Annotated in this window: 27 protein-coding genes and 1 pseudogene; 23 read left to right on the forward strand and 5 right to left on the reverse strand. The window is 49.7% G+C overall.

What is annotated here, in order from left to right; translation table 11 throughout:
* Positions 1-20 precede the first annotated feature (20 nt).
* The gene (gene xylB / locus RCO25_RS00440; protein WP_308994185.1) at positions 21-1517 is read left to right on the forward strand and encodes a xylulokinase; all 1497 of its coding nucleotides are present in this window, start codon (positions 21-23) and stop codon (positions 1515-1517) included.
* Positions 1518-1614: 97 nt separating this feature from the next.
* On the opposite strand, the gene RCO25_RS00445 is transcribed toward xylB, so the two are convergent.
* Positions 1615-2520 carry a helix-turn-helix domain-containing protein gene (locus RCO25_RS00445; RefSeq protein WP_308994186.1) on the reverse strand — a complete coding sequence of 302 codons (906 nt, stop codon included), beginning with the start codon at positions 2518-2520 and terminating at the stop codon, positions 1615-1617.
* A gap of 181 nt (positions 2521-2701) precedes the next feature.
* Here RCO25_RS00445 and RCO25_RS00450 point away from each other — a divergent pair, with 181 nt between their 5' ends.
* Complete coding sequence (locus tag RCO25_RS00450; RefSeq protein WP_308994187.1) at positions 2702-3109, forward strand: hypothetical protein; 408 nt, start codon at positions 2702-2704, stop codon at positions 3107-3109.
* A gap of 77 nt (positions 3110-3186) precedes the next feature.
* Here the strand turns inward: RCO25_RS00450 and RCO25_RS00455 are convergent, their stop codons facing one another.
* Positions 3187-4443 (reverse strand): BaiN/RdsA family NAD(P)/FAD-dependent oxidoreductase, encoded by a 1257-nt coding sequence (locus RCO25_RS00455; RefSeq protein ID WP_308994188.1) that lies wholly within the window; start codon positions 4441-4443, stop codon positions 3187-3189.
* A 63-nt stretch (positions 4444-4506) separates the two neighbouring features.
* Here RCO25_RS00455 and RCO25_RS00460 point away from each other — a divergent pair, with 63 nt between their 5' ends.
* The 11 genes and pseudogenes from RCO25_RS00460 to RCO25_RS00510 all read left to right on the forward strand — a co-directional run bounded on the left by RCO25_RS00460 (position 4507) and on the right by RCO25_RS00510 (position 13354).
* On the forward strand, positions 4507-5343 hold the full coding sequence (locus RCO25_RS00460; RefSeq protein WP_308994189.1) for an alpha/beta hydrolase: 837 nt from the start codon (positions 4507-4509) through the stop codon (positions 5341-5343).
* A gap of 121 nt (positions 5344-5464) precedes the next feature.
* The gene (locus RCO25_RS00465) at positions 5465-7129 is read left to right on the forward strand and encodes an ATP-binding protein (RefSeq protein WP_308994190.1); all 1665 of its coding nucleotides are present in this window, start codon (positions 5465-5467) and stop codon (positions 7127-7129) included.
* Positions 7130-7249: 120 nt separating this feature from the next.
* The gene (locus RCO25_RS00470; protein ID WP_308994191.1) at positions 7250-7702 is read left to right on the forward strand and encodes a GNAT family N-acetyltransferase; all 453 of its coding nucleotides are present in this window, start codon (positions 7250-7252) and stop codon (positions 7700-7702) included.
* An 84-nt stretch (positions 7703-7786) separates the two neighbouring features.
* Positions 7787-7927, forward strand: a complete 141-nt coding sequence (locus RCO25_RS00475; RefSeq protein WP_308994192.1) for a hypothetical protein — start codon at positions 7787-7789, stop codon at positions 7925-7927.
* 15 nt (positions 7928-7942) lie between these two features.
* On the forward strand, positions 7943-8338 hold the full coding sequence (locus tag RCO25_RS00480; protein WP_308994193.1) for a DUF3905 domain-containing protein: 396 nt from the start codon (positions 7943-7945) through the stop codon (positions 8336-8338).
* Positions 8339-8416: 78 nt separating this feature from the next.
* Positions 8417-8851, forward strand: a complete 435-nt coding sequence (locus tag RCO25_RS00485) for a BrxA/BrxB family bacilliredoxin (protein ID WP_308994194.1) — start codon at positions 8417-8419, stop codon at positions 8849-8851.
* A gap of 15 nt (positions 8852-8866) precedes the next feature.
* A complete protein-coding gene (gene nadE, locus RCO25_RS00490) occupies positions 8867-9676 on the forward strand; it encodes an ammonia-dependent NAD(+) synthetase (protein ID WP_308994195.1) in 810 nt (269 codons plus the stop codon).
* A 139-nt stretch (positions 9677-9815) separates the two neighbouring features.
* Positions 9816-10661: a P-loop NTPase family protein gene (locus RCO25_RS00495; protein ID WP_308994196.1), complete on the forward strand. Its 846-nt coding sequence runs from the start codon at positions 9816-9818 to the stop codon at positions 10659-10661.
* Between the two features lie 15 nt (positions 10662-10676).
* A complete protein-coding gene (locus RCO25_RS00500; protein WP_308994197.1) occupies positions 10677-11063 on the forward strand; it encodes a ribosomal maturation YjgA family protein in 387 nt (128 codons plus the stop codon).
* Between the two features lie 20 nt (positions 11064-11083).
* A pseudogene (locus tag RCO25_RS00505) lies at positions 11084-12035 on the forward strand (hypothetical protein).
* A 128-nt stretch (positions 12036-12163) separates the two neighbouring features.
* A complete protein-coding gene (locus tag RCO25_RS00510) occupies positions 12164-13354 on the forward strand; it encodes an MFS transporter (protein WP_308994198.1) in 1191 nt (396 codons plus the stop codon).
* Between the two features lie 67 nt (positions 13355-13421).
* On the opposite strand, the gene RCO25_RS00515 is transcribed toward RCO25_RS00510, so the two are convergent.
* Positions 13422-13640, reverse strand: a complete 219-nt coding sequence (locus RCO25_RS00515; RefSeq protein WP_308994199.1) for a hypothetical protein — start codon at positions 13638-13640, stop codon at positions 13422-13424.
* 165 nt (positions 13641-13805) lie between these two features.
* Here RCO25_RS00515 and RCO25_RS00520 point away from each other — a divergent pair, with 165 nt between their 5' ends.
* Complete coding sequence (locus RCO25_RS00520; RefSeq protein WP_308994200.1) at positions 13806-14150, forward strand: DUF3243 domain-containing protein; 345 nt, start codon at positions 13806-13808, stop codon at positions 14148-14150.
* A gap of 146 nt (positions 14151-14296) precedes the next feature.
* Here RCO25_RS00520 and RCO25_RS00525 read toward each other — a convergent pair whose 3' ends face one another.
* Positions 14297-15445 carry an SGNH/GDSL hydrolase family protein gene (locus RCO25_RS00525; RefSeq protein ID WP_308994201.1) on the reverse strand — a complete coding sequence of 383 codons (1149 nt, stop codon included), beginning with the start codon at positions 15443-15445 and terminating at the stop codon, positions 14297-14299.
* Positions 15446-15608: 163 nt separating this feature from the next.
* On the opposite strand from RCO25_RS00525, the gene RCO25_RS00530 reads away from it, so the two are divergent.
* The 5 genes from RCO25_RS00530 to RCO25_RS00550 all read left to right on the forward strand — a co-directional run bounded on the left by RCO25_RS00530 (position 15609) and on the right by RCO25_RS00550 (position 21299).
* Positions 15609-17240, forward strand: a complete 1632-nt coding sequence (locus tag RCO25_RS00530; RefSeq protein ID WP_308994202.1) for a hypothetical protein — start codon at positions 15609-15611, stop codon at positions 17238-17240.
* A gap of 144 nt (positions 17241-17384) precedes the next feature.
* Positions 17385-18446: a DUF4198 domain-containing protein gene (locus tag RCO25_RS00535; protein WP_308994203.1), complete on the forward strand. Its 1062-nt coding sequence runs from the start codon at positions 17385-17387 to the stop codon at positions 18444-18446.
* A gap of 9 nt (positions 18447-18455) precedes the next feature.
* Positions 18456-20522 (forward strand): CopD family protein, encoded by a 2067-nt coding sequence (locus tag RCO25_RS00540; protein ID WP_308994204.1) that lies wholly within the window; start codon positions 18456-18458, stop codon positions 20520-20522.
* A 90-nt stretch (positions 20523-20612) separates the two neighbouring features.
* The gene (gene acpS / locus RCO25_RS00545; protein ID WP_308994205.1) at positions 20613-21011 is read left to right on the forward strand and encodes a holo-ACP synthase; all 399 of its coding nucleotides are present in this window, start codon (positions 20613-20615) and stop codon (positions 21009-21011) included.
* Between the two features lie 60 nt (positions 21012-21071).
* Positions 21072-21299, forward strand: coding sequence for a hypothetical protein (locus RCO25_RS00550; RefSeq protein WP_308994206.1), 228 nt, complete (start codon positions 21072-21074; stop codon positions 21297-21299).
* 105 nt (positions 21300-21404) lie between these two features.
* Here RCO25_RS00550 and RCO25_RS00555 read toward each other — a convergent pair whose 3' ends face one another.
* Positions 21405-21761 carry a c-type cytochrome gene (locus tag RCO25_RS00555; protein ID WP_308994207.1) on the reverse strand — a complete coding sequence of 119 codons (357 nt, stop codon included), beginning with the start codon at positions 21759-21761 and terminating at the stop codon, positions 21405-21407.
* A gap of 171 nt (positions 21762-21932) precedes the next feature.
* On the opposite strand from RCO25_RS00555, the gene RCO25_RS00560 reads away from it, so the two are divergent.
* Genes RCO25_RS00560 through RCO25_RS00575 form a run of 4 tightly spaced genes read left to right on the forward strand, consistent with a single transcriptional unit; the run spans position 21933 to position 25632 of the window.
* A complete protein-coding gene (locus RCO25_RS00560) occupies positions 21933-22814 on the forward strand; it encodes an AraC family transcriptional regulator (protein WP_308994208.1) in 882 nt (293 codons plus the stop codon).
* The gene (mutY, locus tag RCO25_RS00565; RefSeq protein WP_308994209.1) at positions 22814-24034 is read left to right on the forward strand and encodes an A/G-specific adenine glycosylase; all 1221 of its coding nucleotides are present in this window, start codon (positions 22814-22816) and stop codon (positions 24032-24034) included. Before RCO25_RS00560 ends, mutY begins: the two co-directional genes overlap by 1 nt.
* Before the next feature lie 28 nt (positions 24035-24062).
* Positions 24063-24695, forward strand: coding sequence for a bifunctional 4-hydroxy-2-oxoglutarate aldolase/2-dehydro-3-deoxy-phosphogluconate aldolase (locus RCO25_RS00570; protein ID WP_308994210.1), 633 nt, complete (start codon positions 24063-24065; stop codon positions 24693-24695).
* A gap of 19 nt (positions 24696-24714) precedes the next feature.
* On the forward strand, positions 24715-25632 hold the full coding sequence (locus RCO25_RS00575) for an alpha/beta hydrolase (protein WP_308994211.1): 918 nt from the start codon (positions 24715-24717) through the stop codon (positions 25630-25632).
* The last annotated feature ends 159 nt before the right edge of the window (positions 25633-25791 follow it).

The following is a 25791-nucleotide window of genomic DNA, read 5'->3' on the forward strand; positions in this document are numbered from 1 at the left end:
GTCGGGAGGATCATGGGCAAATGAGCTATGTAATCGGTATAGATTTAGGTACGAGCGCCGTTAAAGTGCTGCTCGTCGACCGCAATGGCACGGTAGCTGGGGAAGCATCCCGCAGCTACCCGCTGTTCCACGAGCATTCCGGATGGAGCGAGCAGCGGGCGGATGATTGGGTAGACGGAACCGTAGAAGCGCTGCGTGAGCTGACGTCTGCTGCCGGCATCGATGCCAGCACGATAGAGGGAATCAGCTTCTCCGGCCAAATGCACGGTCTTGTGCTGCTGAACGGTGAAGGAAATCCGATTCGCAATGCGATCCTGTGGAATGATACCCGCACGACGGAGCAATGCCGCGAAATCGAAAGCAAGCTTGGCGACAAGCTGCTTAGCGTAACGCGCAATCCAGCCTTGGAGGGCTTTACGCTTCCCAAAATTCTTTGGGTACGCGAGCATGAGCCTGAAGCCTTTGCGAAAGCGAAGCTTTTCCTTCTGCCGAAGGATTATCTTCGTTACCGCTTAACCGGCGAGCTGCATATGGATTACTCCGACGCTGCGGGCACGCTTCTTCTTGACGTGGCTGGCAAAGCATGGAGCAAAGATGTGTTAGACGCAATTGAGCTTCCTGCGAGCTTCTGCCCGCCGCTGGTTGAATCGCATGGCCTTGTCGGAACCTTGCTGCCGCAATTTACGAAAAGCACAGGTCTTCCGGCAAACACTAAAGTGTTCGCGGGCGGCGCTGACAATGCGTGCGGCGCGATCGGCTCAGGAATTTTATCCGAAGGCTTGACGCTTTGCAGCATCGGTACGTCGGGAGTTATTCTCTCCTATGAGAATGATAAAACGAAGGATTTTGCGGGCAAGGTACATTTCTTTAATCACGGCAAAGAAGATTCCTTCTATGTGATGGGCGTCACGCTGGCGGCAGGCTACAGCCTCAGCTGGTTCAAGAAAACATTTGCTCCGAATGAGAGCTTTGACCAATTGCTTGAGGGCGTGCGCGATGTGAAACCGGGAGCGGGCGGGCTGCTGTTTACCCCGTATCTTGTCGGCGAACGTACGCCTCATGCGGATTCCGTTATTCGTGCGAGCTTCATTGGCGTAGACGGTTCCCATGAGCGGATCCACTTTGCTCGTGCGGTAATGGAGGGAATTACCTTCTCGCTTAACGAGTCGGTCGACATGTTCAGACAAGCGGGAAAAACGGTTGATACGATTATCTCTATCGGCGGCGGCGCTCAAAATCCGGTATGGCTGCAAATGCAAGCCGATATCTTTGATGCGAAGGTCGTTGCGCTTGAGAATGAACAGGGACCTGGACTAGGTGCTGCTATGCTTGCTGCATACGGCGCCGGCTGGTTCGAGAGCCTGGAGTCCTGCGCAGATAAATTCGTGAAGCATGCGGATTCTTATTCTCCGCAGCCTGATGCGGTTGCTGCTTATGCCGGAATCTTTAAAGTTTACCAGCAGGTATATGCGCAAACTAGCGCTTTGAATGAAGCGCTAGCGCCATATCGCGGCTAACTATATAAACAAGAAGGGACTGTTAACCTCTTAGGAGGCGAACAGTCCCTTTTTGATGTTTGCTATTGCTCCGGGATGCCGCTCATCAGAATAGCGATCAACGCTTGAAGCTGCTCCATATCATTTCCGGCCTGACCCCAAGCTCACCAGCAATCAATTCAGCCGTAAGGCGCTGGGGCTTTTTTATTTTTCCGTTGCGAATTTTGGAAATGGTCGTAAGAGAGATAAGCGTAGACTGGGCGAGCGAGGTTACGGATATATTTTTGCTAAGCATAAGCATGCGGAGCTTATAGGAGGGATCTTCCTCCTTGCTGTTCGCGTAAAGGCTGGTTAGCACGACAACAAAGTTTTTAAAGCTCCGGTTGCCGTTGTAAAAAGGCTGAATAACGGCTTCAGTGCTGTAACAGCGATCGCCAAGCTTTAGCTGGAAGTCGACGGTTTCGGTCGTACGATTGGTTTTGGCAAAATCGAGTACCCGTTTCAGCTTATTCCGCTCATGTTCGGCAACGAGATCAAATATCGATTTGTTTACATATGAAGAAGAAGGCTGCTGCACAGGGGCGTAATAATGTTTTAAGCTCATTATGTTAAAACGCTCATTGACGATTGAAGTTACCATGATTTTATTATGTAAAATATATTCATCTATCCATTTTGCCTCGCGCAAATCTTTGCAAATGAGAACGTATACAGGACGTTCTCCAAGCTGAAGCTTACGGCAGGACATACGTACGTCCGCCGGAGTAGAGGCTTTCGTTACCAACTTGCATTCGAGCAAGGAAGAGACGGCTAACTCATCGGTAAGCTGATGAATGGCTTGTTCGAAGGTTAACGCTGTGTCCTGAACGGAATTGATCGTAGATGGATCAAGAAGCATAAGATCTGATTTCTTAAAGCCGGAAAAGACCGCAAAGGCTTGATTGACATCGCGAATTGACCAACGGGATTCGTCGGATTCGACGATGAGCATAGGTTCAGAAAGCAAATAAAATAAATGATTCATCGATGACACCCTCCCATCCGTTTGCGTAGTGATGATACACATGTAATGATTATGTCATAAAACCTAACATATTGACATAGTTATTTGTGAATAAATCATGTCATGTTATTTTTTATTCCTTGTTACATGTATTTTCATAAATTGGACAAGCTATACCAAACATGAGAAAGGATGATCGTAAATGTCTGCGAACTCAGCCCTACTATTTGATTTTAACGATGCGCAAAGCGCAGCGCTCGCTTGCGAGACGCTTCGGGAGCTCGGCTATGAAACGGTTCTCCATGATGGCAGCCGCATGCATGTACATATTGAAGGAAGCGATTTGACTTCTGCGCTCGAAATTGCGCAATCGCATGGGGGGCAGCTTGCCCAGCAAGCCCAGATTGATGCCGATGCAGTGACGGATAGCGCCTATTCTCTTGACGCCATTGCGATACCTGCGCATCTCGTAAATGAGGATTGGGTTTTGTCCGATGGGGAGTCAAATCCAGAGGGATTGCGCAATCGTGATGAAGATGCGGATTACAATGAAGAGTTTCTGCCGGACCCCGGCACGTATGATCACTTTTCGGGTGATGTGCGGATATAAACTGCTGTTTGCACAAAACGCAAACAAGGCTGTCCGTTGTCTAATGACAAGTGCGGACAGCCTTTTTGGCGTATGGATTATTGGAGCACCGCGTTTAGCCCCGCCGTATAGCCAGTGGAAAAAGCCGCGGTAATGTTATAGCCTCCAGTGTAGCCGTGAATATCTAATATTTCGCCGCAAAAATAAAGCCCGTCCATCAGCTTCGATTTCATCGTTTTTGGATCGATTTCCTTTAAATGAATACCCCCGCCTGTAACGAATGCGTCTTCTATAGAAAGCGAGCCGTATACGCGTATAGGAAAATGCTTAATGAGCTGCGACAAAGAGATCCAGTCATGCTTGGGAATGTTGTCATAAGTAAGAGCCTCAGGCAAACCAGCCTTTTGAAGCAAAATCGGAATCATTTTTTCGGGTAAATAGCTCTTTAACACGTTTTTAATCGTTTTTTTGGATTCGAGCTCGGCGAGCTTCAGCGTCTCTTTGTAGACCTCATCCTTGCTCTTGCTTGGCACGAGATCGATCGCTACTTCGATATTTCCGGTGTTATATTGCTTAAGCGCTTTTACCACAAACTGACTGCAGCGCAGCACGATAGGGCCCGAGATGCCGAAGTGGGTAAACAGCATGTCGCCATGATGCTCAATAATTTGCTTGCCCTTCGGATTCCAAACGGATAGTCCGACATCCCTTAGAGAGAGTCCTTGGAGCTCTTTGCTCACAATAAAAGGTTCATTTGATGTGAGCGGAACCTCGGTTGGAAATAGCTCCGTTATGGAATGCCCGGCTTTCTCTGCCCATGCGTAGCCATCGCCGGTCGAACCGGTTTGAGGCACTGATTTCCCGCCTGAGGCAACAATAACGCTCCTGCTGTGGAAAGTTTCGCCTGATTTTACGCGCACGCCCGTGACTCTTCCGTCTCCGAACATGATATGATCGACAGGAGCGTTCAAAATAATTTTGACGCCTTGCTTGCGAACTTGATTAACAAGCGTGTCTACGACCGTTTTTGCCTTGTCCGACACGGGAAACATTCTCCCGTTATCTTCTTCCTTGAGAGCAATCCCGAGATTCTCAAAAAAGGCAATGATATCCTTGTTGTTGAAATTAGAAAAGGTGCTGTGAAGAAAACGCCCGTTTCCCGGAATATGCTTGATAAGCTCGTCCAAATCTTTATTGTTCGTCACATTGCATCTGCCGCCGCCGGAGATGCCAAGCTTGCGGCCTAATTTTTCTCCTTTGTCGAGGAGAAGCACCTTAGCGCCGTCCTTGCTTGCGGCAATGCTGGCCATTAATCCGGCTGATCCGCCGCCTATTACAATTGCATCATACTGCATCGCGTTCCACCTGCTATATTTATTAGTAGATCTATAATACCACAAAAGAAAGGCGGCGTTAGGATGCTTCGTGAGGAATGGCAAATAACAGGTGCAAAAGGAACCGTATTGTTTCTTAGGGAGTGGAAGCCGGAGACAGCGGCGGTCAAGGCGGCCGTTTGCCTCGTTCACGGCATGGGAGAGCATGGCGACCGATACGCGCATGTCGCGGCTCGCTTCACGGAGGCGGGCATTGCCGTTATTGCGCTTGACCAGCAAGGGCACGGCCGCTCATCAGGGAAACGGGGACATTTGTACTCTCTCGGCGCAGCAGTAAGCGATGCCGCTTTAATGATCGAGGCAGCTGCATCGAGGCACCCTGGCGCGCCTATTTTCTTGTACGGTCACAGCATGGGGGGCAATGTCGCGCTGAACTGCGCGCTGCGCCTTCATCCTGAAGTGCAGGGACTGATTCTGACTAGCCCTTGGCTGCGGCTTGCCTTTAAGCCGAATCCGGCAGTGGAATGGTTTGGGCGCAGGCTTGCTTCTATTATGCCGGCGCTGCAGCAATCGACTGGCTTAAATCCGGCTGATTTGTTCCGTCCCGGCTATGAAATGGCGGCTCCTATTGCAGAGGATCCGTTATGCCATACAAAAATTACGCTTCAAGCCTTTAAGGAAATCACTTCAGGCGGAGAGTGGGCGCTTGCTAACGCAGGAAACCTGCAGATTCCGCTGTTGCTTATGCATGGAACCTCCGACCGCGTGACTTCCTTGGAGGCCAGCCAGCTGCTTGCGGAGAAGCTTGGCGGAAAATGCCATTTTAGGCGCTGGGACGGTGGATATCACGAGCTTCACAATGATATTGAAGGCGAAAAGGCGATTCAAGAGATAATAAAATGGTTGGAAGAACAATTGTAAATACATGTATTTTATGTTTTAATCGGACTAATAGATTCTAAATATTTGGTAACGCTTTATTACTTCAACATAACTAAATATGTGGCATGCATTCGAAGCGCGGCAGGGGGAACCGATCGTTTTGTTAAAGGAATTGCTGTTACAATTCATTGTAGCTTTATTACCCGTTTTCGCTTTCCAGCTCTGGTATAACAAAGAGCAGGGCTGGAAGGGAATGCCGATTTTCATGGGTATTTTTTGCGGTGCATCGATGATATTGTGCATGCTGACGGCAACAAGTGTATTTGGCTATGAAGCTGATTTTCGTCTTATTCCGTATTTGATTGGCTCGCTTTATGGAGGATTGCCAACGTTGGCTGTATTATCGGCAATCTATGTTGGTATTCGGATTCCAATGCTGGACAGTGTATGGGAATTGTTCAGCTTCATAACGTTTATTATTGTTTTCGCAACGCTAATCGTATTATCGATTCATCATTTTCAACAGGCTTCAGCCCTTCTCAAGAAAAGAAAAGGCCTGCAATTGATGTCAGGGATGATGCTTTATTACATCATTACGATTACGGGATTCATTTCATTTAGTAAAGAGACATGGACGTTTGAGATGTTTTTGGCGCTCTTGATTTCAACAACGGCGACATTGACCGCAACCTGGTTGTTTATTTTTATGATTGAAAGCGTAAAGGAGAAGCAGCTGCTCCATGAAGAAGTAAAGCGAATTTCGGTTAATTATCGGAATGAAGTAGAGAAGCTGCAGCTGTTCATTGACGAGACCTCGTTCGGGGTAATCGTCGTAGATTGCGCAGGGCGAATCACACATTCTAACGCTTTGGCGAAGACCGTGTTTAATCTGCATACGAATTTCATAGGTGATAAGGGGCTGCTTGGCGTCGATTTTCCTCTTATATTCCAGCACGGGCATGGCGACACTTGCGTGAAGATGTTAGTTCAAGCGCTTAACGGTAAGAAGTCTTCGCTAGTTCCATTCGTCAATAACGATAAGATTTTGCTTTTAACGACAATTCCGCTCAGGACATCGGTAAATGAGCATGCAGGGGCGGCGCTTCTTGCTCAGGACGTGACGGAGCTGCGCCATCTTCAAGACGAGGTTGGCCGAATGGAGAGACTAAGTTTAGTCGGTCAAATGGCTGCCAGCATTACGCATGAAATCCGTAACCCAATGGCTGTTATCCGCGGCTTTGTCCAGCTCATCCAAGAACGAAGTCCGAAGAGCCAAGAGGGGTACTTCCGCATTATTATTGAGGAGCTTGATCGCGCCAATATGATTATCAGCGACTTTTTGTCACTTGCTCAAAATAGAGCGCTTATCATGGAGCCGTCATCCTTGCACGAAGTCATTAACGAGCTTGTGCCGCTGCTTCATGCAGATGCGAATTTGCGCGGACAATCAATCGACGTCAGCCTTTGCGAGCATCTGCCGTTGATAATGATGAACGATAGGGAGATCAAGCAGCTGCTTCTCAATATTGCCCGTAACGGTATGGAGGCAATGGGCAATAAAGGATCCTTAAATATTAGCACCCGCTGCACCGGGAGCAAAGTCGAGCTGCGTATAGCGGACCAAGGAGTTGGCATACCGCCGGAGCAGATGAAGCACTTGTTCGAGCCGTTTTTCACAACAAAGACGCAGGGAACAGGGCTTGGGCTCCCGTTATGCTTAAGTATTGCAGAAAGGCATAATGGACGGATTGATGTGGAATCGCAAGAGGGGGAGGGAACGGCTTTTATCGTTACCTTCTTCCTGCCGGAGGCTCGCGCTTGCTAATGGATTAATCGCATGAAATGCGGACTGTAAATGAACCTTTGTTCATTTACGGTTTTTTTTGTAACCGAAGTTCGTTGATGCAGGTGCTGGGTAAAATTAAAGGAAGCAGAGGAGATTAATGTGGAAATACGAAAGCTGCTTGCAACAGAGCAGCCACCGATGGAGCTGCTTCTGTCAGCGGATCCTTCCGCTTTGCTGGTTGAGGAATATTTGAAGCGCGGGGAATGCTGGGTAGGTATTATTGATAAAGAAATCATAGCCGAATATGTCCTGCTGCCGACAAGGCCGGAGACCGTGGAAATTGTGAATGTTGCCGTAGATGATACTCACCAAGGGCAAGGGCTTGGCAAAAAAATGGTGATTCATGCGATTAAGCAGGCGAAGCAGCTTGGTTATAAAACAATTGAAATCGGAACGGGGAATTCGGGGGTAAGTCAGCTTGCCTTATATCAAAAATGCGGTTTTCGCATGACAGGCATTGACCGGGACTTTTTCATTAGACATTATACGGAAGCGATATTTGAGAACGGGATTCAGGTTGTTGATATGGTCCGTCTTTCTCAGGATTTATAAGGAAGGGCTCTCCTGCGCATACTACCTTTGGAAGCTAACCTGTTCTATCGGTTAGATTTTTTAAAATGGGAGGAGGCGTTAGTGTTGACACAGCATAATGAAGAAAAAAGCCGTTCGGCTGAGCAAGCTCAGCAGGACGCTAAAAACGCAGCAGATAACAGCAAGTCGCCGGAGTCCGCCGGTTATGACAAAAAGCTCGATGGACCTAATCGTCCATCCGTCTAGGATGGAGGTAGTCTTGTGACTGATCATAAGCATGAGGCGAAGTTGCATGTCGACGATCCGGCGCTCGATCCGTATGAAATTGAATTTTTGCCGCAGTTTCGTGAAGGCCGCGGAAGCCGAGCTCCGTTTGTAAATCAATATGGCATCGTGATCGGCGATCATAACTATGAGTCACCTGATTCGCCGTTGTCGCAGTGGAGCGAGGATACGGACCCAGCCATAATGGCAGGCGATGAATGGGTTCATCCCTATAAGGACATCGGCTTTTTGACGGCCGAGAACCGGGATATTTTCGAGAAGGGCCTGCCGCCGCAGGGAGACATATTCACGCATCCCGATAAAAATACGGCATACGGGTTGGAAAAACCGGAGGATTCTCCAATATTAGATGAAAAAGAACAACCGGAGTGAGCGCGCTCCGGTTGCTTTATTTTGACTACGGACGGTATAATAGTAGCTAAAATAAAGTAATTAAAGGAGTGTGTTTCGATGTCGATGTCATTCGAGAGATACATGTTAGATATGGTACAGCCTATGCGGGACGATCTTACCCGTATTGGCATTCAGGAGCTTCGCACGCCTGAAGAAGTAGAAGAAAAATTGCCAAACGCAAAAGGCACGGCGCTTGTTGTCGTGAACTCGGTTTGCGGTTGTGCGGCAGGCCAATGCCGTCCAGGCGTAGCAGAAGCGCTGCAGCATGATATCACGCCTGACCATTTGTATACTGTATTTGCAGGACAGGATAAAGAAGCAACAGCGAAAGCTCGCGAATATTTTGCTCCATACCCGCCATCCTCCCCTTCGATCGCTTTGATGAAGGACGGAGAACTAGTACACTTTATCGAGCGGCACCAGATCGAAAATCGTTCCGCAGCGGATATTGCAGCCGATCTGTCTGACGCTTTCGATCGGTTCTGCCGATAACTTAGGACGGTGTCTATGAGCTTACAACAAGAAATTATTGAAAGACTCGGCGTAAAGCCGGAAATTGATCCAGAGGTCGAGATTCGCAAACGGGTTGCTTTCTTGAAGCAATACGTAACGCAATCGGGCACGACGGGATTGCTGATTGCGATCAGCGGCGGGATCGACAGCGCGGTTGCAGCCGGACTTTGCAAGAAAGCTACGGATGAGCTTAGCGCGGAGACAGGCCGGGAGTATATGACGCTTGGCGTGTTCCAGCCTTATGGCACGCAATCCGACATTGCTGACAGCTATGCGGTTGCTGAAGCTTTCCAACTGAAGCATCGTGCGGAGACGAATATTGCGGAAGCAGTGGACGAGATCGCGATTGAAGTGGAGCACAGCTTCAAATCATTAGGCATTCCGCGTCATCTGAGCCGTGGAGGCAAAGGGAACGTGAAGGCAAGAACGCGTATGGTCATGCAGTACGCGCTTGCGTTTGATTTAAACCTGTTAGTTGTCGGTACAGACCATGCGTCTGAAGCGATTACGGGTTTTTACACCAAATGGGGCGATGGCGCGGTGGATGTTACTCCGCTCAGTACGCTTAACAAGCGCCAGGTCCGCCAGCTAGCCTCACATATTGGCGTACCGCAAAGCGTGCTGGATAAGGCGCCTACTGCAGGCCTGTGGGACGGACAAACCGATGAGGATGAGCTGGGCATCACCTACGGTGACAACAGCGATTATCTCGAAGGCAAGGAAGTTAATGCGGAAGCGCGAGAAAAGCTTGAAAAACAATATTTGAAAACCGAGCACAAACGTTCCCCGATTCCGGGTATTTAACGTCTGCACGGGTTTACTTACGATACGAAGACTGTCCTAAGACCGAGCAATCGGAGCAGGCAGTCTTTTTTCTTGCAGTAATTACTGCGTAAGAAGGAGTATATAGCAGTATAGAGAATTAACTAAGCAGTGAAAGGAAATGTTTATGGTAAATACCAAGCTGATTTTAGTGGAAGGCTTGCCCGGCTCTGGCAAAACGAGTACCGCTCGCTTCGTACAGAAGTTATTGGATGAACAGCAGATACCGAATCGATTATTTTTAGAAGTAGATTTGGAGCATCCTGCCGATTACGAGTCAGTGGCTTATTTTACGGAGGCGCAGTTCAAGGCCCTCCAGCAAAGATATGCGAATAATGAATACCTGCTCAGTCAGTATTCCGAAGCGGAAACGGGCGGTGTTCTGTTGTATTACGGCAAGCTTATGAAGGTGACGGATGCTTTCGAAGCTTTCGAAGGTGAGGACTTCGGCGCTTATGACGTATACAGCCTGCCTCTTGAGAAGCATCAGCAAATCATCCGAAAAAGGTGGAGCACATTTTCAGAGCGGGTCATGAGCGGAGATTTAGTGTACATATTGGAATGCTGCTTTTTGCAAAATCCGTTAACGGTCATGCTGGTACGTGATAATCGGACCGAAACGGATCTAACCGATTATATCCATTCCTTATATGGCTGCATACAAGCGTCGAACCCTAAGTTGATTTATTTACAGGATGAGAACTTTAAACAGTCCTTCTCCAGCGTAATCGCGGAACGTCCAGAGGAGTGGTTAACCTTTATCACTTGGTATTATACTGAGCAGGGCTACGGGAAAGCGAATAACCTTAGCGGAGCAGATGGATTGCTTGAGGTGCTTGAACAACGCAAGAAAGTTGAATTAGCGATTTTAGAAACGCTTCCGATGGATCAGATTATGCTTAATAAAACCAGCTTGGACTGGGATGCCATACATAAACAAATCAGCTTGTTTTTGCAATCTGATTAAGAGGATGTGTAAGGATTGACAGCAAGGGCTCCTTATTTCATTGCGATGGTTACCGCGTTGATACTCGGGTACAGCTCTAGAAGCTTTGCCGAGACGCTGCCGGAATTCGTTGCCACGCATTTTGGTGACGCGCTTTGGGCAAGTATGGTTTATTTTGGCACTCGAACGGTTTGGCCGACGATGGAAATCATTAGGTCTGCACGGATAAGTTTTATCTTTTGTTTTGGCATCGAGTTAAGCCAGCTGTATCAGGCGGAATGGATCAATGAGCTCCGAAGCACGTTTTTGGGGGCTTTAGTGCTCGGCAGCGGTTTTTTGACAGTGGATTTAGTAAGGTATACAGCGGGAATCGCGCTGGCGATAGCGGCAGACAGATGGTTTGTTCGCAAACGAACGATTTAACATAGGGAGAGTGGATGAGCATGCCGGATCAAAAATTGTTGGAGGAGGGGCTTGCCATCCTGTCGCAATGCAAAAAAGAAACCGGCGATATTTGGCATGCCCATTTCGGCGCGGCGGCTATCGCCGGTTATTTTTTTGCGAAAGATAATAAGCTGCCTGGCGAGTTGTCCATTAACATAGAATCGCAAGTAATAGCGATGCTCGAAAAACAGCGCTTAAACGAGTTTAAACCCTCGCGTTCCCGTTGCGGGTTTGAGTATGCGGAGACGATTATTCTTGGAGCGCTGGATAAAACGATCGACGATCTCCACTGGGTTGGTCATAATGTCATTTATAGCGCGGTCGGCTTGCTGGCGATCCGCGAATTAAAAGGCTGGGGAACCGAGCAGGAGCTCATGGGGATATCGGAGCTCATAAGCTCATTCCATAAAACGATTCCGGGGCGGTCATGGATTGGCTATTCGACCTCCGAGGTGAAAAAAATCATGCTGACGGAGAAAGATCAATTCCGGGGCGTAGAAAACCCGAATGAGCTTTCTCATTTCGTGCTTGAGCAATTAGCGAATTTTCCTGTCATTTACCGGGCAGAGTCGCATCATGACTTGATCGGCCACATGCTGACTTTTTCCCATGCATTGAACCTTTTAGATGACATGGGCTGCCGCTCGTTTTTCCATAGAGGTCTAGTGCCGCTGTTCAAGCTGATTAAAAGTGCTCCAAAGCAGCTGCCGGATGAAACCGGGAGATCCGGTAGTCCTGCATTCTCCAGTAGATCGCCTGCCGCTGCAACAAGCGGTTCGATCCTCATTTTTACCCACCGAGCTCGGCTACTGGGCTGAGGATAACGACGCAAAGCAATGGGATTTTGGGCATGTCTTTAAATTTCCTTTCAGCTTTTACGATCATTTAAGGAGAGCTGGGAGCGGTAAAGCTTCCTCCGTCGAAAATTTTCGTTATATTATCGGCCAATGATCCGAGGTAGGGGGACGGGCTGGCGAGTCAGCTCCCAATGAATGGGCGGTTGTCAGGCTCGGACTTCACGTATACAATGTGTAAGGTGAAAAAAAGATCATTTGTTTAGGTAAGGGAGTGCATCAGGTTTGTCATCAGGTGCTATTGCTTCAGCTTCACTTTCTATTTTTCGTTTTCGATTAATAACCCTGCTGCTCGTCGTCGTTGTTGCGGGAATGAGCCAAGGGCTTCTGCTGCCTCTGCTGTCGATTATGCTGGAGGACGCGGGCGTTTCGTCAGATATGAATGGCATAAACTCAGCTGCTATGTATATTGGGATCTTCTGTACGATGTTTTTTGTGGAGAAACCAGTTTTGCGCTTTGGTTACAAAAAAGTAATCGTAGCAGGCATCGCGTTAGTTACGGTTGCCAGCCTCATGTTCCCGTTTACTCATTCATTGGCGGTTTGGTTCGTCTTGCGTCTACTGGTTGGCGTCGGCGACAGCTCGCTTCATTTTGCGACCCAGCTATGGATTGTAAGCTCCAGTCCTGCGGATCGGAGAGGCAGATATATATCGTTATACGGCATGGCGTATGGACTTGGCTTCAGCCTAGGACCGCTCGGCATTAACTTGCTTCCGCTTGGCAGGGCTGTCCCGTTTATTGTCTCCTGTATCTTCTTCATTACAGTGCTTTTGCTGGTGCTGCGGATGAATAATGAGCTGCCCGAACGGTCAGTAAGAGATGCGGCGACCGAAAACCGATTCGTAAAAACCTATCGAATCGCTTGGTTCGTGCTCATTCCGGGCTTTCTATACGGCTTGATGGAAGCTTCAATGAACAGCAGCTTTCCGCTTTACGGCTTGCGAATTGAACTGGGCCAGCATTGGATTTCGCTTCTGCTTTTGTCATTCGGCGTCGGAGGCCTAATCCTTCAGCTTCCGCTTGGCATTTGGAGTGACCGTATTGGGCGGAAGCCTGTGCTGATAGCATGCGGCATAGTGGGTTCCCTTGCGTTCTTCGCCATTCCGGCTGCCGGAAGCAATACGGCACTTTTGTTTGTTTTATTCGCTGTTGCCGGCGGGGCGGTAGGTTCGTTTTATTCTTTGGGACTTGCGTATGCGGCGGATATATTACCTCGTGCCATTTTGCCGGCGGCAAATGTCATTGCATCCATCCATTTCAGCATTGGCAGTATCATGGGACCCACTCTCGGAGGCTACGGCATTCGCTATGTTTCCTTGTACAGCATCTTTTTGTTTATGGGTGCCGCATTTCTCGTTTTTGCGCTGCTTGGTTTCGGTTTTCGTCCGAGCGAACAGGCTGTTGAGGCGAAGTAGCTTTTGTTTATACGATAAAGAGGACGCCGGATTCATTCGGCGTCCTCTTTGCTGTTTGTTCACGCTTTTACTTATATTTATTCCCGCTGGATGACTTATGCTTCGTCTCTTCCTTGCGCTTCTCGTCTTCTACCTGAAGTTTGAGGTCTTCAAGGGGAATCGGGTCGACCGTTTGCTGACTTTTGAATTTATCGAACAAGCTCTCATTCTCCGTCGGGTACTGCTCGGGGTGATCGCGTATGCCCTTCTTTACCGCGCCGTCTGCATCCTTCTCAAATTCATTCATGCTTGTCCACCTCTTTTCGTTTGATTACCATGTATTTACCCATTTCGGAGCGGGGTCAAACAGGGGACTCCCTGGAGTGGCGCGATTTGAAGCAGATGTTTGGTTCAGGTCATGAAGGGGTATAAATAGACCGATACCAAATTTACCATACCGGGAGGAATATATATGTCAGAAATTAAACATGTTGTGGATAAAGATGGAGAGCTGGAGCTTGGGAATATCGATCAAACCTTGGATCGTATGAACGCGGAGACAAAAGATGATATTTTACAAAATTTCGACCAATTCAAAGGTTATCTTGCCAAACGAATCGAGCTTGCTGAAAATATTGGTTTAAATGAGGAGCAGCTAGCATTAGTAGCGCAGAAGGTAGCGGGATACTTAGCGAAGCATGAGGAGCCGCGCAACCGCGAGGAAAAGCTGCTGCAGGAGCTGTGGAAGGTTGGCAACGAAGAAGAGCAGCATAAGCTGTCCCATCTGCTCGTGAAGCTGGCGCATGCTAAGGCGTAAGCACAATTGCACCTACTTATACTTTGCGCAGGCAAAGGCATAGGGCAAATAAAAAGGAGGCTGTCCCTGAAGGCGTTATGCCTTTCGGAGACAGCCTCCTTGCTTTTAGTCATTGCCGCCCGTAAGCTGAAACCCAGTGGCCTCAGCTATTTCGTATGCTTCAAATACCAGGCCAAGAAGGCTTCTGCAACCGCAGTGCCCGCAAGGCCGTTCGGATGGGGATCGTTATGCGGACTCATATAGGCGCTCTGCAGCAGCTGGTCATTCGGTGCTGCTTGCCCTAGCACCTTAGCGATGTCGAAGATACCGGCTGCTCCGACTGCTGAGCCTCCACGGATCCAATCGTTTACGGTGCGCCACACAAGCTCGTGTTCACCTTCGAAGTTGAAAGCAGGCAGCGTGCACAGCCAGATGGCAAGATTCGGTTTGTTGCTAAGCAGCTGCTGGATGATCGCCGTTAAATCAGCTATCAATTGCTCAGCGCTGCGATTGGCTGTTCCGATATCGTTAACGCCAAGACAGATAACCACTTCGTCGCCTTGTTTTGCTTTGGATAACCACGCGCTATCATTGACTAAATCATAAGCGCGGGCCCAGCCGCTGCCAATATTCCATACCCCGATATCAGCACCCAAACCAGCTGCAATTTTTGCGGCCCAGAAGGCATAACCATCCTGCTCCGTCCGTACACCCTGCGTTATGGAATCCCCGAGAAACACGATTTTCTTCGATACGGCCTTCTCGTACGCAAGCAGAGAAGGAAGGACCTGACGATTGCCAGCAGGCACAAAGAGGTTTTCTGACGCTTGCCCAGCAAGGTCTCCCTCTGCTTCATATGCGCTTGCAAGCAAGGTCTCCGTATTGAACGGGATTCCATTCTCAAAGCCGTCTACCGTAATGGACCAGCTGAATGCCAGAAAATGATGTTCGGGTATATTCACCGACACCTGGTCGCTCCAAAACTGCTCGCCCTTCTCCACATTCTTTGAGGTCTCTCCGCCAAACGTGACACGTCGCTCGCTGCCTTGAGTGACGCTGCCATCCGGCTGCATGCCGCCGTCAGCCACGAAGCAGGATTCGATCCGCCACTGTCCGCCTTGATCATTGGCCTTTGATTCCGAGCCGTCCGCCCATGTCGAATCTACGGTATTGCTATGCCAAAGCTTGAACAATAGCCCGCCATATTCCCGCGGCCGGATATAGGTACGGAAGGTCAAGGTCGTTGCTTTCTCTGGCCTCCACATAAAATTTGATGCACTGGACAAAGAGGTAAGCGAGGTGTAGCTTGTATGCAAAATTTTCAGCTCCTTAAACGATCAATTCGTCTCCCACGGGGAGAGACAGCATTCTCTCAAAACTATCATTATTTTTAATAGAAAACAATGCTGAGGTTTCGCGCTAGCAGTTGAAATTATATATGATTAGAAGAAAAATATAACATTTAGGGAGACCGGGACTATGGGCTTTACAGCCAGGCAATACGAGATTGTGCTAAAAATAGCTACTGCAGCGCAGAAGCAGCCTGTTCTAAGCAGCGGACTATGGTTTCATCACGATATTCGCGATAACTTTTATTATGCGTCCTATTTGTTCTCAGCTGCAGTGGAGCAGCCGGAGCAGCTGACCTTCGAGGCGAAGAGCGCCAAAGAAACGGCCGAAGCCATATTACTGGAGGTGCTGGCTCTTCAGGACCAAAATCCAAGCAGCGTCACCTATGGACATTGGCCGCTAAACTTAGGTACGTCACCGCGAGCCGCCGCCCCGAATATTTTGCCCGTGGAGCTGATGGGCAGCTTGATGGCTTTTTTCGCGAGCCGCTACAGGTCTCATTTTGACTCAAAGCTTCAACAGTCGTTTGATTCCGCGCTGAATCATGTTTATCAAAGCGGTTTTTATCGTCAAAATAATGTATTCGGTCATCACGATGCTAAATACACAGCAGCTAAGCTGATTTACGGCGAGTGGTTCGAGGATGCTGCTTTATTAGAAGACGGAAGAAGCAATCTCCAGCTCACCTTAGCCCATGTCCGCAAGCATGGCATGTCCGAATACAACAGCTTACCTTGGTTTTGGCATTGGGTGCAGGCATTCACATGCGCGTGGCATCTAATCAAGGATCAACCGATCAAGCAAGAGCTTGCCGACATGCTGGATTTTCTATGGAAGGAGCGAGCGGAGTTTTATTTGAAAGGGGCTTTTGTCGGCGCTCATTGCCGTGCGCAAAAGCATGATATCCCGCTTGACGGCAACGTCCTGCATGATTATGTGCAATTTGGCGATTTCGAGCTCCCGGCGCAGCTGCCTCGGACGGAGTATGCCGGCTTCCTGATCTACGAAGCGCCAGAAGACGTGCGTGATCAAGCGATCAACCGAAGCGAGCCTGCCGAGGTGAAGAAGAGCATTACGAAGCATTCGGATGCGGGAACGCATGTGCTGCACAGCTATGCGTATATTACCGAGGAATTTGCGGCCGGCGGGATGTGGGAACGATACGCGGAGTTTGATAACGAACAGCATCGCTGGGATATTTCTTTGCCGCTGGGACAGCAAGCCGGTGTGAATCAAGCGTATTTCTTCCACCCCTCCGGGCGAAATGCGGGCGAAGATCCGAGACATCAAACCGAGAATACGGAAGTTTTATTTTATAAAAATACGATTGTCGCGCTCTATTCTATTCCGGAAGGCATCGAGAATCGTGTGATCGGAATTTTGCCAAATATGGAATGGATGCAAGAGCCCGGCATACTGCTTGGACAGGCGAATCATCTCTATTGGTCAGTCTACCTGATGCAGCTCTATGAGCTTGAACGTCTGTCCGACCGCTGCGTTGTGACAAGTGAAGGGGCGCATAACGGCGTCATAATTGAAGTGACTAGCCAAAACGAGGCGAAGCAAAGGGGCATAGACAGCTTTGAGGCTTTTGCTTCTGAGGCAAGACGAAATTCGCCGGCATGGTCAACGGAGGAAAAGCTGAGCGTTCATTATGTAAGCCGTGATGAGACGAAGCTTGAGCTTAGCGTGGGCAGTCAGGGCGGCAGCGATAAAAGAATAAACGGAAATACAGTTGATTTTTCTGAATATACGCATTGAACTTGAGCTTTTAATGTTTACATTCGTGCAGCCGGAAGGCCTTCACACATCGTTCACAGCTCAATAGCTCTAAAGAGTCATGTGCTGCAGGACCTCCATTGATACAATTTGGACAGTTAATCCAAATCAATGGAGGTTTTTTGAATGTCATTTAAGAAAAAAATCGCAGGCGCTGCTCTTGCGGCAGCATTGACGTTAAGCGCGGCAGTTCCTGTATTCGCGCATGACGGATGGTCACAGACAAGCGCTCCAATCGTCGCGCAAAACCAAATCTCCTACGTGGAGCTTATGTACGGAAACCACTCCAATGAGCACAAAAGCTACCGATTAGAGGGGCAGTGGGGCAGCAGCTCGAAGGTATACGTAACTACGCCGGCTGGCGTGAAGTCGGATATTACGGGCACGCGCTTCTATACGGGTGAGCCGGCTACGGAGGAAACGCCTGCACTAAATAATTATTTTGTCGCCTCCTTTAAATCGAATATACCTGGAGCGTATATTATTTCTACGGAAGCAGACAGCGAGTTTAAAGGGGCAACGGCTGCAAGCCGTACGTTGCGCAGCGCAAAATCATTTGTAGCCATTGGCGATATTCCCGTTCTTGACCGGGTGAAAGCATTGAAGGGTTTCTCCAAGCAAGTTAGCCCGGACCGAGCTGAGCTTATTCCCGCGTTTAATCCGGCTGCGGTTACACCGGACGAGACGGTATCGGTGCAGCTTCTCCTAAAGGGCAAGCCGCTTGCAGACACAGAAGTAGATATTATCCGACGCAGCAATTCGGAGGCTGCAGAGCTGAGAACGGATGCCAAAGGCGTGATTACCTTTAAAACAGGGGCGGCCGATTATTATTTGTTACGCGCGAAACCGAGCACGGCGGAAGCCAAAGAAGGCGAGTACAGCACAACAAATTACGAAGCAACCATGACCTTTACGGTTCAAAATAAATCTGTAAAGCTTCCTGGCTCGGCGGCCTCGGCTAAACCGTTTATTTATGTAAATGGAAATGCTGCGGCTGCAAGCAGCTTAACCATTGCGCAGGGCACGACGAAGGTAGATGCTTCCTTTATAAAACAGCATGTGGATGCGGCGTATAAAGGAACGGGTCTTGTATCGCTTCGTTCCGCAGCAGAAGCGGCAGGCGCATTCGTTGAATATTTCCCTGCAGTAGGCGGAAATCAAGCAGCGGTTGCGGTCTATACGAAATAAGGCTTGCTTATGAAAAAACGAATAAATTGGATAACTGTGTTTATTATGATGTGGGCATGCATGCCGGGCTTAGTCTCGGCGCATGCCTATATTGCGCAATCGGCCCCCTATCAGGATGCAGAGCTGACAGAATCGCCAACGGCCATACGAATAAAGTTTACGGAAAAAATCGATACGAAGCTGAGCAGCATTTCGCTTAAAAGGATCGATAACGGAGCAGCTATTGAAGGTGAATTAAGCGGTGAAGGCGACCTGACGCTTATTTATACGATTCCAAAGCTGGAAAATGGCGTCTATGAAGCGAGCTGGCAGGTGCTTTCGCTGGATTCGCATATGACGGACGGCTCCTTCCAATTCGCAGTCGGGGTGAAGCTGGAGCACACGAAGCCGGATGATACGGTATCTTTGGACGGAAACGGGAACAACGGCGCTGAAAACGGCACAGGCAGTGGAGCGGCAGCGACGGATAAGCCGGCATCTACAGTGAAGCCCGAGCCTACGAAGAAGCCGAGCAGTACGCCGAGGCCGACAGCTGTGGCAAAGCCTTCCGCTGCACCGACAGCGGCTAGCGACGCAACTGTTATGCCGAGCTCCTCGTCTGCTGATTCGGACAGCACCGCTAAACCGGCATCGACGCCGGATGCTGCGGCAGCCGGAAACAGCGGGAGCGGAAATGGCGGCGATGCCAGTCCGTTAGCTGCGGGCGCCGAGCCCTCGGATTCTACTCCGCCGCAGACTGATGCAGCAGGAGGCAACCAGCCTAGCAGCCATGGCGACCACAGCGGAAGCAGTCATGCCGAGGAGGGGGAGCATGAACATGCGGGCGGCCACGGCAGCATGGTCACTCTGCGCGTGCTTGATATTTTAACAAGCGTGCTTCTTATGGGCATTTTGTTCTTTCGTTATGTTATTTGGAGAGATGGCGAGAAAAAGGTTCCGTTCGGCTTTTCACTGCGTGCCGAACGGATGGGTATGGGCGCGGCCGTATTCGTGTGGCTGATTTCGGGTTTAACGCGATTGTCTATGCTGTCTGAGCAATTTGGCGGCGTCTCCCTATATGAGCTGGCTTCCGGAACGATGATTGGCAAAATGGCAACGCTTAGAACAGCGCTCGCCATACTCGCGCTTTTGCTCGCATTCGCGCCAAGCCGAGAGCGTCGATGGGCTAACCCGATTAAGAGTGCTGCGGCGTCAGCCATTATCGTGACTTTCCCTCTGACGGGGCATGCCTATGCGGCAGTAGAGGGCGCAGCAGCAGCTATTTTAGCCCATACGGTTCATATGGCTGCTGCAGCAATATGGTTCGGCGGTCTTGCGGGCCTGCTGTCGTTAACCTTTGAGAAGGATGCCGCTGAGCGATTGAATCAAGCAGCAGTGCGCTTCTCGGTGTGGGCGCTGCCGAGCATGGTTTTCATTATGGCAAGCGGGATATGGCTGGCAGCAGCTAGGCTTTCGGCATGGGAGCAGCTGCTGGCGGAGCCTTATGGCAGGCTCATTGCCGCCAAAATCTGTTTCATGCTGCTTGTGCTCGTCATCGCCGCTTTTCACAGACTTGTTTTCATGCCGCGCATCGCGCAGGGCAGTGCTGGAAGGGGCTTGCTGCTCGGCATTCGGGCCGAGGTGCTGCTTGCGGTCGCCTTGTTTGTGCTGGCTGGCTGGTTATCTTCAACCTCTCCTCCAGCTGATGCTGCTCAAAAGCTTGCCGAACCGATTTATTGGCATGTGATGGGCGACAAGGCGCATATGAGCATGCGGATCTCAGAGAATGAACAGTCGAAGGAACAATCCGCAAGACTCGATGTCTGGCTGCCAGAGGGGCAAGGAGCGGCGGCATCGATTGTGGCTGTTGTCGTTCCTAAGGAAAATAAGAACGAGGGGGAAGTGATGATTCCGCTTAAGCTTCAGCCTCGCGCAGCCGAATTATATGAATATCCCGGTTTTACAAAATATACGTACCTGGCATCCGGTGAGTTTATCGATGATAGACATATAAGCTTAATTACGATAGACGTGCTGGATGGAGAGGGCAACAGCTTCCATTACGAACGCGTGATAGGGGAAGGGGTAAAGGAATAATAGGATCCGAAAGCTTGGTAAAAGAAGCTATCCTTGACTTCGTTCATGCCTTCTGCTAATCTCACCTTCAGGGAAAAGGCGGGTGTTAGTATGATCATCGGCATCGGACATGACTTATCGGATATTACGAGAATAGCCAAAGTGTTAGACGGGCGCACGGGCGGAAGATTTCTGGAGCGCGTGCTCTCCGGGGGCGAACGGGAGCTTGCTTTGGGTTATACGGGAGAGCGGCTCCATCAATTTACAGCGGGGCGTTTTGCGGCAAAAGAAGCAGTCGTCAAGGCATTTGGCTGCGGAATCGGCAATGTCATTGGATTTACGGATATTGAGATTTTGCGGGGGAGCTGCGGCAAGCCGGAATGCTATTTATCCGCCGCTGCTTGGGAGCGTTTGAGGCTTCGGCCGGAGGATGTACGAATCCATGTCACGATTACGCATGAGCGTATGCTTGCTTCCGCATTTGCTGTTGCAGAACGGATAACGGAGTAACCTTTTGCCTATACTTGGAATGTAATATACCAAGTTAGAAGTCGAGAGGGGATGTCGGCAATGAAGGAGCAGCGGCAGCAGAAGACGAAGCGTCGTTTTAAGACGGGGCAATGGGTCGAATATGACGGCTTGTATTCGGACGATTGGGGCGGAGATCTGGTTCTGGTGCAGGGAGATTTGTTCCCGGTGCACCCGCAAATGGGCGAAACGAATTGGACGTACGCCGGTCAGTCCGCACATCACTTCATGAAATCTCCCAAAATAAATGGTCACCATATTGGTTATTAGATTATAATGAACAAAAGGGATGCCAGCGGCAGCTTAGTCTGCCGGGGCATCCTTTTTGTTTCTGGATAAGCATTTAACTGTTCTTCGTTATGAATAACCTCATCGTTACTTTTTGGCTGCGAGCCAATTAGAGAGGCCAGTTATTTGCTCGGCGGTCAAACGGTCTTTAAAGGCTGGCATCGAGCCCTCGCCTTGTTCAATCTGCTGCGTAATATCCGAAGCGCTCATACGCTCGCCAACCTTTTGAAGGTTGGTAGCGGGGCCTACTCTGCCCTGAAGCCCGGTACCATGGCAGCTAACGCAATTTGCCTTATAGACCGAGACAACCTCAGCAGGCCCATCAAGTGCGCTGTTTTTGCCTGCAGCTCCATTCCCGCTGCCACCGCAGGCTGTTAAGGCAAACACCAGTATCATGGATACAAGTAGGGTTAGGAAAAAAATGAGTTTTCGATTGGCGAACAATGAAATCGCCCCTTTCTTTTGATGTATAATTATGGGAATAATGGACTTATAAAGGCAATTCACAAGACGTCCATATGAATTTGAATCGTTAATTCGTATAATAGAGAAGGTTGAAACCTTACACGAAAATTATTTATTTATTATATCGCAGTTTTACTTACAGGAGAATTCATGAAACCAACAATAGATAGTATTTTACAAAATCAATTGAATAAACTCCAAGCCGAGGTTATTATGAGCGCTTATACCGAAAGCGTTCCAGGTTGGTCCGAACAAAAATCCGAGCCTGACTTCTACCGCTTCTGTTTTACGGAGAAGGGAAAATGCTGGCTTGTAATCGAAGACGAAAAGTATATTCTGCAGCCGGGAACCCTTTATCTATTTCCGGCGGGAACGCTGCAATCCTTTGGTACGGAGGGCAGCGAAACGTTTGGACGTTATTGGTGCCACTTTCGTTTAGAGCTAGGCGATATTCAAGTCATTAATTCCTTGCAGCTCCCGCCATTCGTTAACGTGCAGGACAGGCAGGCGATCAAGGAGCTATTTGACAAAATGGAAGCGTACCAGCACTCCCATACCATCACAAGGGAGCTGCGGCTGAAGGCCGTTTTGCTGGAGCTGCTTGCCTTTTATTTGGATGAGGGTCATGTTCAGAGAGAAAATCTGCATGATCCCGGCTCCGAGGAGAAATGGAACGTGGTTCTTGCCTACATTGAAGCGAATTTGCATGAGAACATACAAATCGAAGAGCTCGCGAAATTCGCCTTTTTGCATCCGAACTATTTTATTACTTCCTTCAAAAGCATCATGGGATGCTCGCCGATCCAATATGTAACGAATCGCCGGATTGCGATCGCCAAGGATCTTCTTATGGAAACGGAACTACCGGTGGTGGCTGTGGCAAAGCTGGTAGGCATGAAAAACCACTATTTATCAAGGCTGTTCAAGAGATACACAGGTGTCACGCCTGTTCAATACCGCCGCATCGGCAGACTTAACGGCAGCAATCTATTGGAGCCGGACGCATCAACATGTGAGGAGGAAAACAGCTAGTGGGACAAGAGGAAGTCAAAATATTTTTTAGTACAGAGCTGCTTAATTGGTATCGGCTGATCAAGCGTGATCTGCCATGGCGGCTCAATCGTGATCCCTACCGCGTATGGGTATCCGAAATAATGCTTCAGCAGACGAGGGTTGATACGGTTATTCCGTACTATAACCAGTTCATGAGTAAATTTCCGACCGTAAGGGCGCTTGCGGAAGCGCCCGAGACAGAGGTGCTCAAGAGCTGGGAGGGACTTGGCTATTATTCGCGCGCGCGCAATTTGCAGGCAGGAGCTAAAGAGGTAGTGGCGCGTTACGGCGGGATCGTACCGGACGATAAAGCTTCGGTAGCGGGATTGAAGGGCGTAGGTCCTTATACGAGCGGAGCGATTATGAGCATTGCGTTTAACCGTCCGGAGCCTGCAGTCGATGGCAACGTGATGCGCGTACTCTCCCGATATTTTTGCCTCGAGGATGACATCGCGAAGGCGTCTACGCGAGTGGGCATTGAGAAGCTGGCGGCCTCAATTATACCGGAAGGCGCTGCTGGCGATTTTAATCAAGCCCTAATGGAGCTTGGAGCGTTAGTTTGCACGCCAAAGTCGCCGAGCTGCCTGCCATGTCCCGTGATGGAGCATTGCGCGGCGCGGCTTGCGGGCCGAGAGACGGAATTGCCGATAAAGACAAAGGCGAAGCCGCCGCGTCCGGAATATAGGGCGGCAGCTATTGTCGTAGGCAGCGGCGTGAATGCAGGCAAGGTGCTCGTAAGGCAGCGTCCGGATACGGGGCTGCTTGCTCAGATGTGGGAGCTGCCGCATTTGCTGCTGCCGCCGGATAAGACGGAGTGGCTGGCGGAGTCGGCGCCGAAGGAGCAGGGCGAGCTGGCCGAGATGATCAGCCGCATGCTTGAGGAAGATACGGGGCTGCTAATAAGGCCGCGAGGCTGGTTTATCGACGCTGATCATATTTTCAGCCATATTCATTGGAAAATGCGGTTTTATTTGGCTGATTTAGGCGAAGAGACGAGTACGCTTGAGGATGCGGCAGCCGCATCTGAGCTTGGTCGTAATCTCATAGCGGCTGAAGCAAACGCCGGTTATGAGGCGGCGGCTGCTCAAGGTTTGCAAGCTGACGAGCTGAGCGCTTATCGATGGATCGGCAAGGATGATATGGAAACTTTGCCGTTTCCGAATTTATTTTTGCGCATGTTAAAGCATTTTTGGGAATAAATGAATGTACAGGCTGGAGGAGAAGAGAATGGGTCAAATGCTTGAGCTGCTGCTGCAGCACAAAATCGTAGCGATTTTAAGGGGAATTGAAGACCGGCATGCGGATGATACCGCGCAGGCTTTAATTGACGGCGGTATTTATATGATGGAAATTACGATGAACACGGAAGGCGCGGCGGCAATGATCAATCGTTGGCGCACGAAGTTTGACGGCAAAGCGGCAGTCGGCGCGGGCACGGTAACGGATGTAGCCCTTGCCGAGCAAGCTGTTGCCGCAGGAGCTCAGTTTCTCATTTCTCCAAATTTAGATGAGGAAGTCATAGCTTACGGCCGCGAGCAGGGCCTCTCCGTCTGGCCCGGCGTCATGACGCCGACCGAAATCGTGAAGGCATGGAAGGCTGGAGCAGATGCCGTGAAAATATTCCCAATGGGAACGCTGGGCATTGGCTACCTGCAGGAAATTCGCGGTCCGCTCAATGAAATACCGATGATCGCCACCGGCGGCGTTGATTTGCATAATATTGCCGACTATTTTAAAGCAGGTGCGAATGCAGTCGGAATGGGCAGCAAGCTTGTCAATCTAGAGTGGGTTCGGGAAGGCAAATTCGATCAAGTAACGGAAAGGGCGCGGCAATTCGTGGAAGCCGTGCGAGCTTTGTAGAGAAAGGAAGGTTTCTTGGATGAACTTGGTCTCATGGTTATTATCCATCTTCTTGCTCATCATCGTGCTGATGTCCGCGCTGGTTTGGCGAATGGGCGCCCGCAGCCAGACACCGCGGAAGCTTGCGAACGGCAATGCTCCTGATATCGGGACGCAGTGGCAGTCCGTATCCTTTACAAGTCACGGCTCCAAGCTGGAGGGCTGGCTGCTGCAGCCTTCCGCAGGTGTTTTAACCCGGGAGGGGCTTGCTCCTCTTATCGTCATTGCACACGGCTGGGGCTCTAATCGGTCGAGAGTGCTCCGATATGCCAGACCGATCTACGAAGCGGGCTTTGCCATATGGATGTATGACGCGCGAAGCCATGGCGACAGCGACTCCATATCGGCGCCTTCCGCGCTGATGTTTCGTGATGACATGTTGTCTGCGGTAGAAGCGGTCAGGAAGCTGCATGGCATTGATCCAGATCGGATCGCGGTGCTCGGGCACTCGCTGGGCGGCTTCGGCGCGATCCTCGCGCTTGACCAAGGGATGCGGGTCAGCGCGGTCGTAACGGATTCTATGCCTGTTCGGTTTGAGACGATGATGAAGTCGGAGCTGCGGCGCAAAAAAATACCGATCTTCCCGTTAGCCTATCTGATTCCGCAGATTTGGCTCATCCGTGCACGCATTTCGCGAGCGCAATTCAAAGCAGCAAGCATACCGCTTGTGCTGAAGAAGCGAGCCGGGAGCTCGGAAGCAGGACGCACGCCTGTCTTGATGATTCATTCCAATGGCGATGATTTTATAAGCGCGGAGGATCTGAGGAAACTGAAGGGCGAGCTGCCTGAGGGGCTCATAAATACGCTCTTTGTATCGACGAACGGCCACAGCGGGTCGGAGCAAGACCCTGTATTTTGGGAGAGCGTCCTGCCTTTCTTAAAAAATAATAATTTATAATTTTCCGTATATAAAATTGCTTATATATCTAGCTTCTATCAAAAAGGAAGCCCGCGGCACGAGGCTGCAGGCTTCAAGAGAGAATATATATAATAAAGGGGGGTCATGAATTCATTATATAAGCATAAGATGAAACCAAGATGAGAGAAATATTACAGT

It is taken from the genome of Paenibacillus sp. LHD-38 (assembly GCF_031157315.1).
Classification (GTDB): Bacteria; Bacillota; Bacilli; order Paenibacillales; family Paenibacillaceae; genus Pristimantibacillus.

Coding starts and splice junctions, on each gene's coding strand:
- xylB (WP_308994185.1), top strand. CDS start 21: ATGAGCTATGTAATCGGTATAGATTTAGGTACGAGCGCCGTTAAAGTG.
- RCO25_RS00445 (WP_308994186.1), bottom strand. CDS start 2,520: ATGAATCATTTATTTTATTTGCTTTCTGAACCTATGCTCATCGTCGAA.
- RCO25_RS00450 (WP_308994187.1), top strand. CDS start 2,702: ATGTCTGCGAACTCAGCCCTACTATTTGATTTTAACGATGCGCAAAGC.
- RCO25_RS00455 (WP_308994188.1), bottom strand. CDS start 4,443: ATGCAGTATGATGCAATTGTAATAGGCGGCGGATCAGCCGGATTAATG.
- RCO25_RS00460 (WP_308994189.1), top strand. CDS start 4,507: ATGCTTCGTGAGGAATGGCAAATAACAGGTGCAAAAGGAACCGTATTG.
- RCO25_RS00485 (WP_308994194.1), top strand. CDS start 8,417: ATGTCGATGTCATTCGAGAGATACATGTTAGATATGGTACAGCCTATG.
- nadE (WP_308994195.1), top strand. CDS start 8,867: ATGAGCTTACAACAAGAAATTATTGAAAGACTCGGCGTAAAGCCGGAA.
- RCO25_RS00495 (WP_308994196.1), top strand. CDS start 9,816: ATGTTTATGGTAAATACCAAGCTGATTTTAGTGGAAGGCTTGCCCGGC.
- RCO25_RS00515 (WP_308994199.1), bottom strand. CDS start 13,640: ATGAATGAATTTGAGAAGGATGCAGACGGCGCGGTAAAGAAGGGCATA.
- RCO25_RS00520 (WP_308994200.1), top strand. CDS start 13,806: ATGTCAGAAATTAAACATGTTGTGGATAAAGATGGAGAGCTGGAGCTT.
- RCO25_RS00530 (WP_308994202.1), top strand. CDS start 15,609: ATGGGCTTTACAGCCAGGCAATACGAGATTGTGCTAAAAATAGCTACT.
- RCO25_RS00535 (WP_308994203.1), top strand. CDS start 17,385: ATGTCATTTAAGAAAAAAATCGCAGGCGCTGCTCTTGCGGCAGCATTG.
- RCO25_RS00540 (WP_308994204.1), top strand. CDS start 18,456: ATGAAAAAACGAATAAATTGGATAACTGTGTTTATTATGATGTGGGCA.
- acpS (WP_308994205.1), top strand. CDS start 20,613: ATGATCATCGGCATCGGACATGACTTATCGGATATTACGAGAATAGCC.
- RCO25_RS00550 (WP_308994206.1), top strand. CDS start 21,072: ATGAAGGAGCAGCGGCAGCAGAAGACGAAGCGTCGTTTTAAGACGGGG.
- RCO25_RS00560 (WP_308994208.1), top strand. CDS start 21,933: ATGAAACCAACAATAGATAGTATTTTACAAAATCAATTGAATAAACTC.
- RCO25_RS00570 (WP_308994210.1), top strand. CDS start 24,063: ATGGGTCAAATGCTTGAGCTGCTGCTGCAGCACAAAATCGTAGCGATT.
- RCO25_RS00575 (WP_308994211.1), top strand. CDS start 24,715: ATGAACTTGGTCTCATGGTTATTATCCATCTTCTTGCTCATCATCGTG.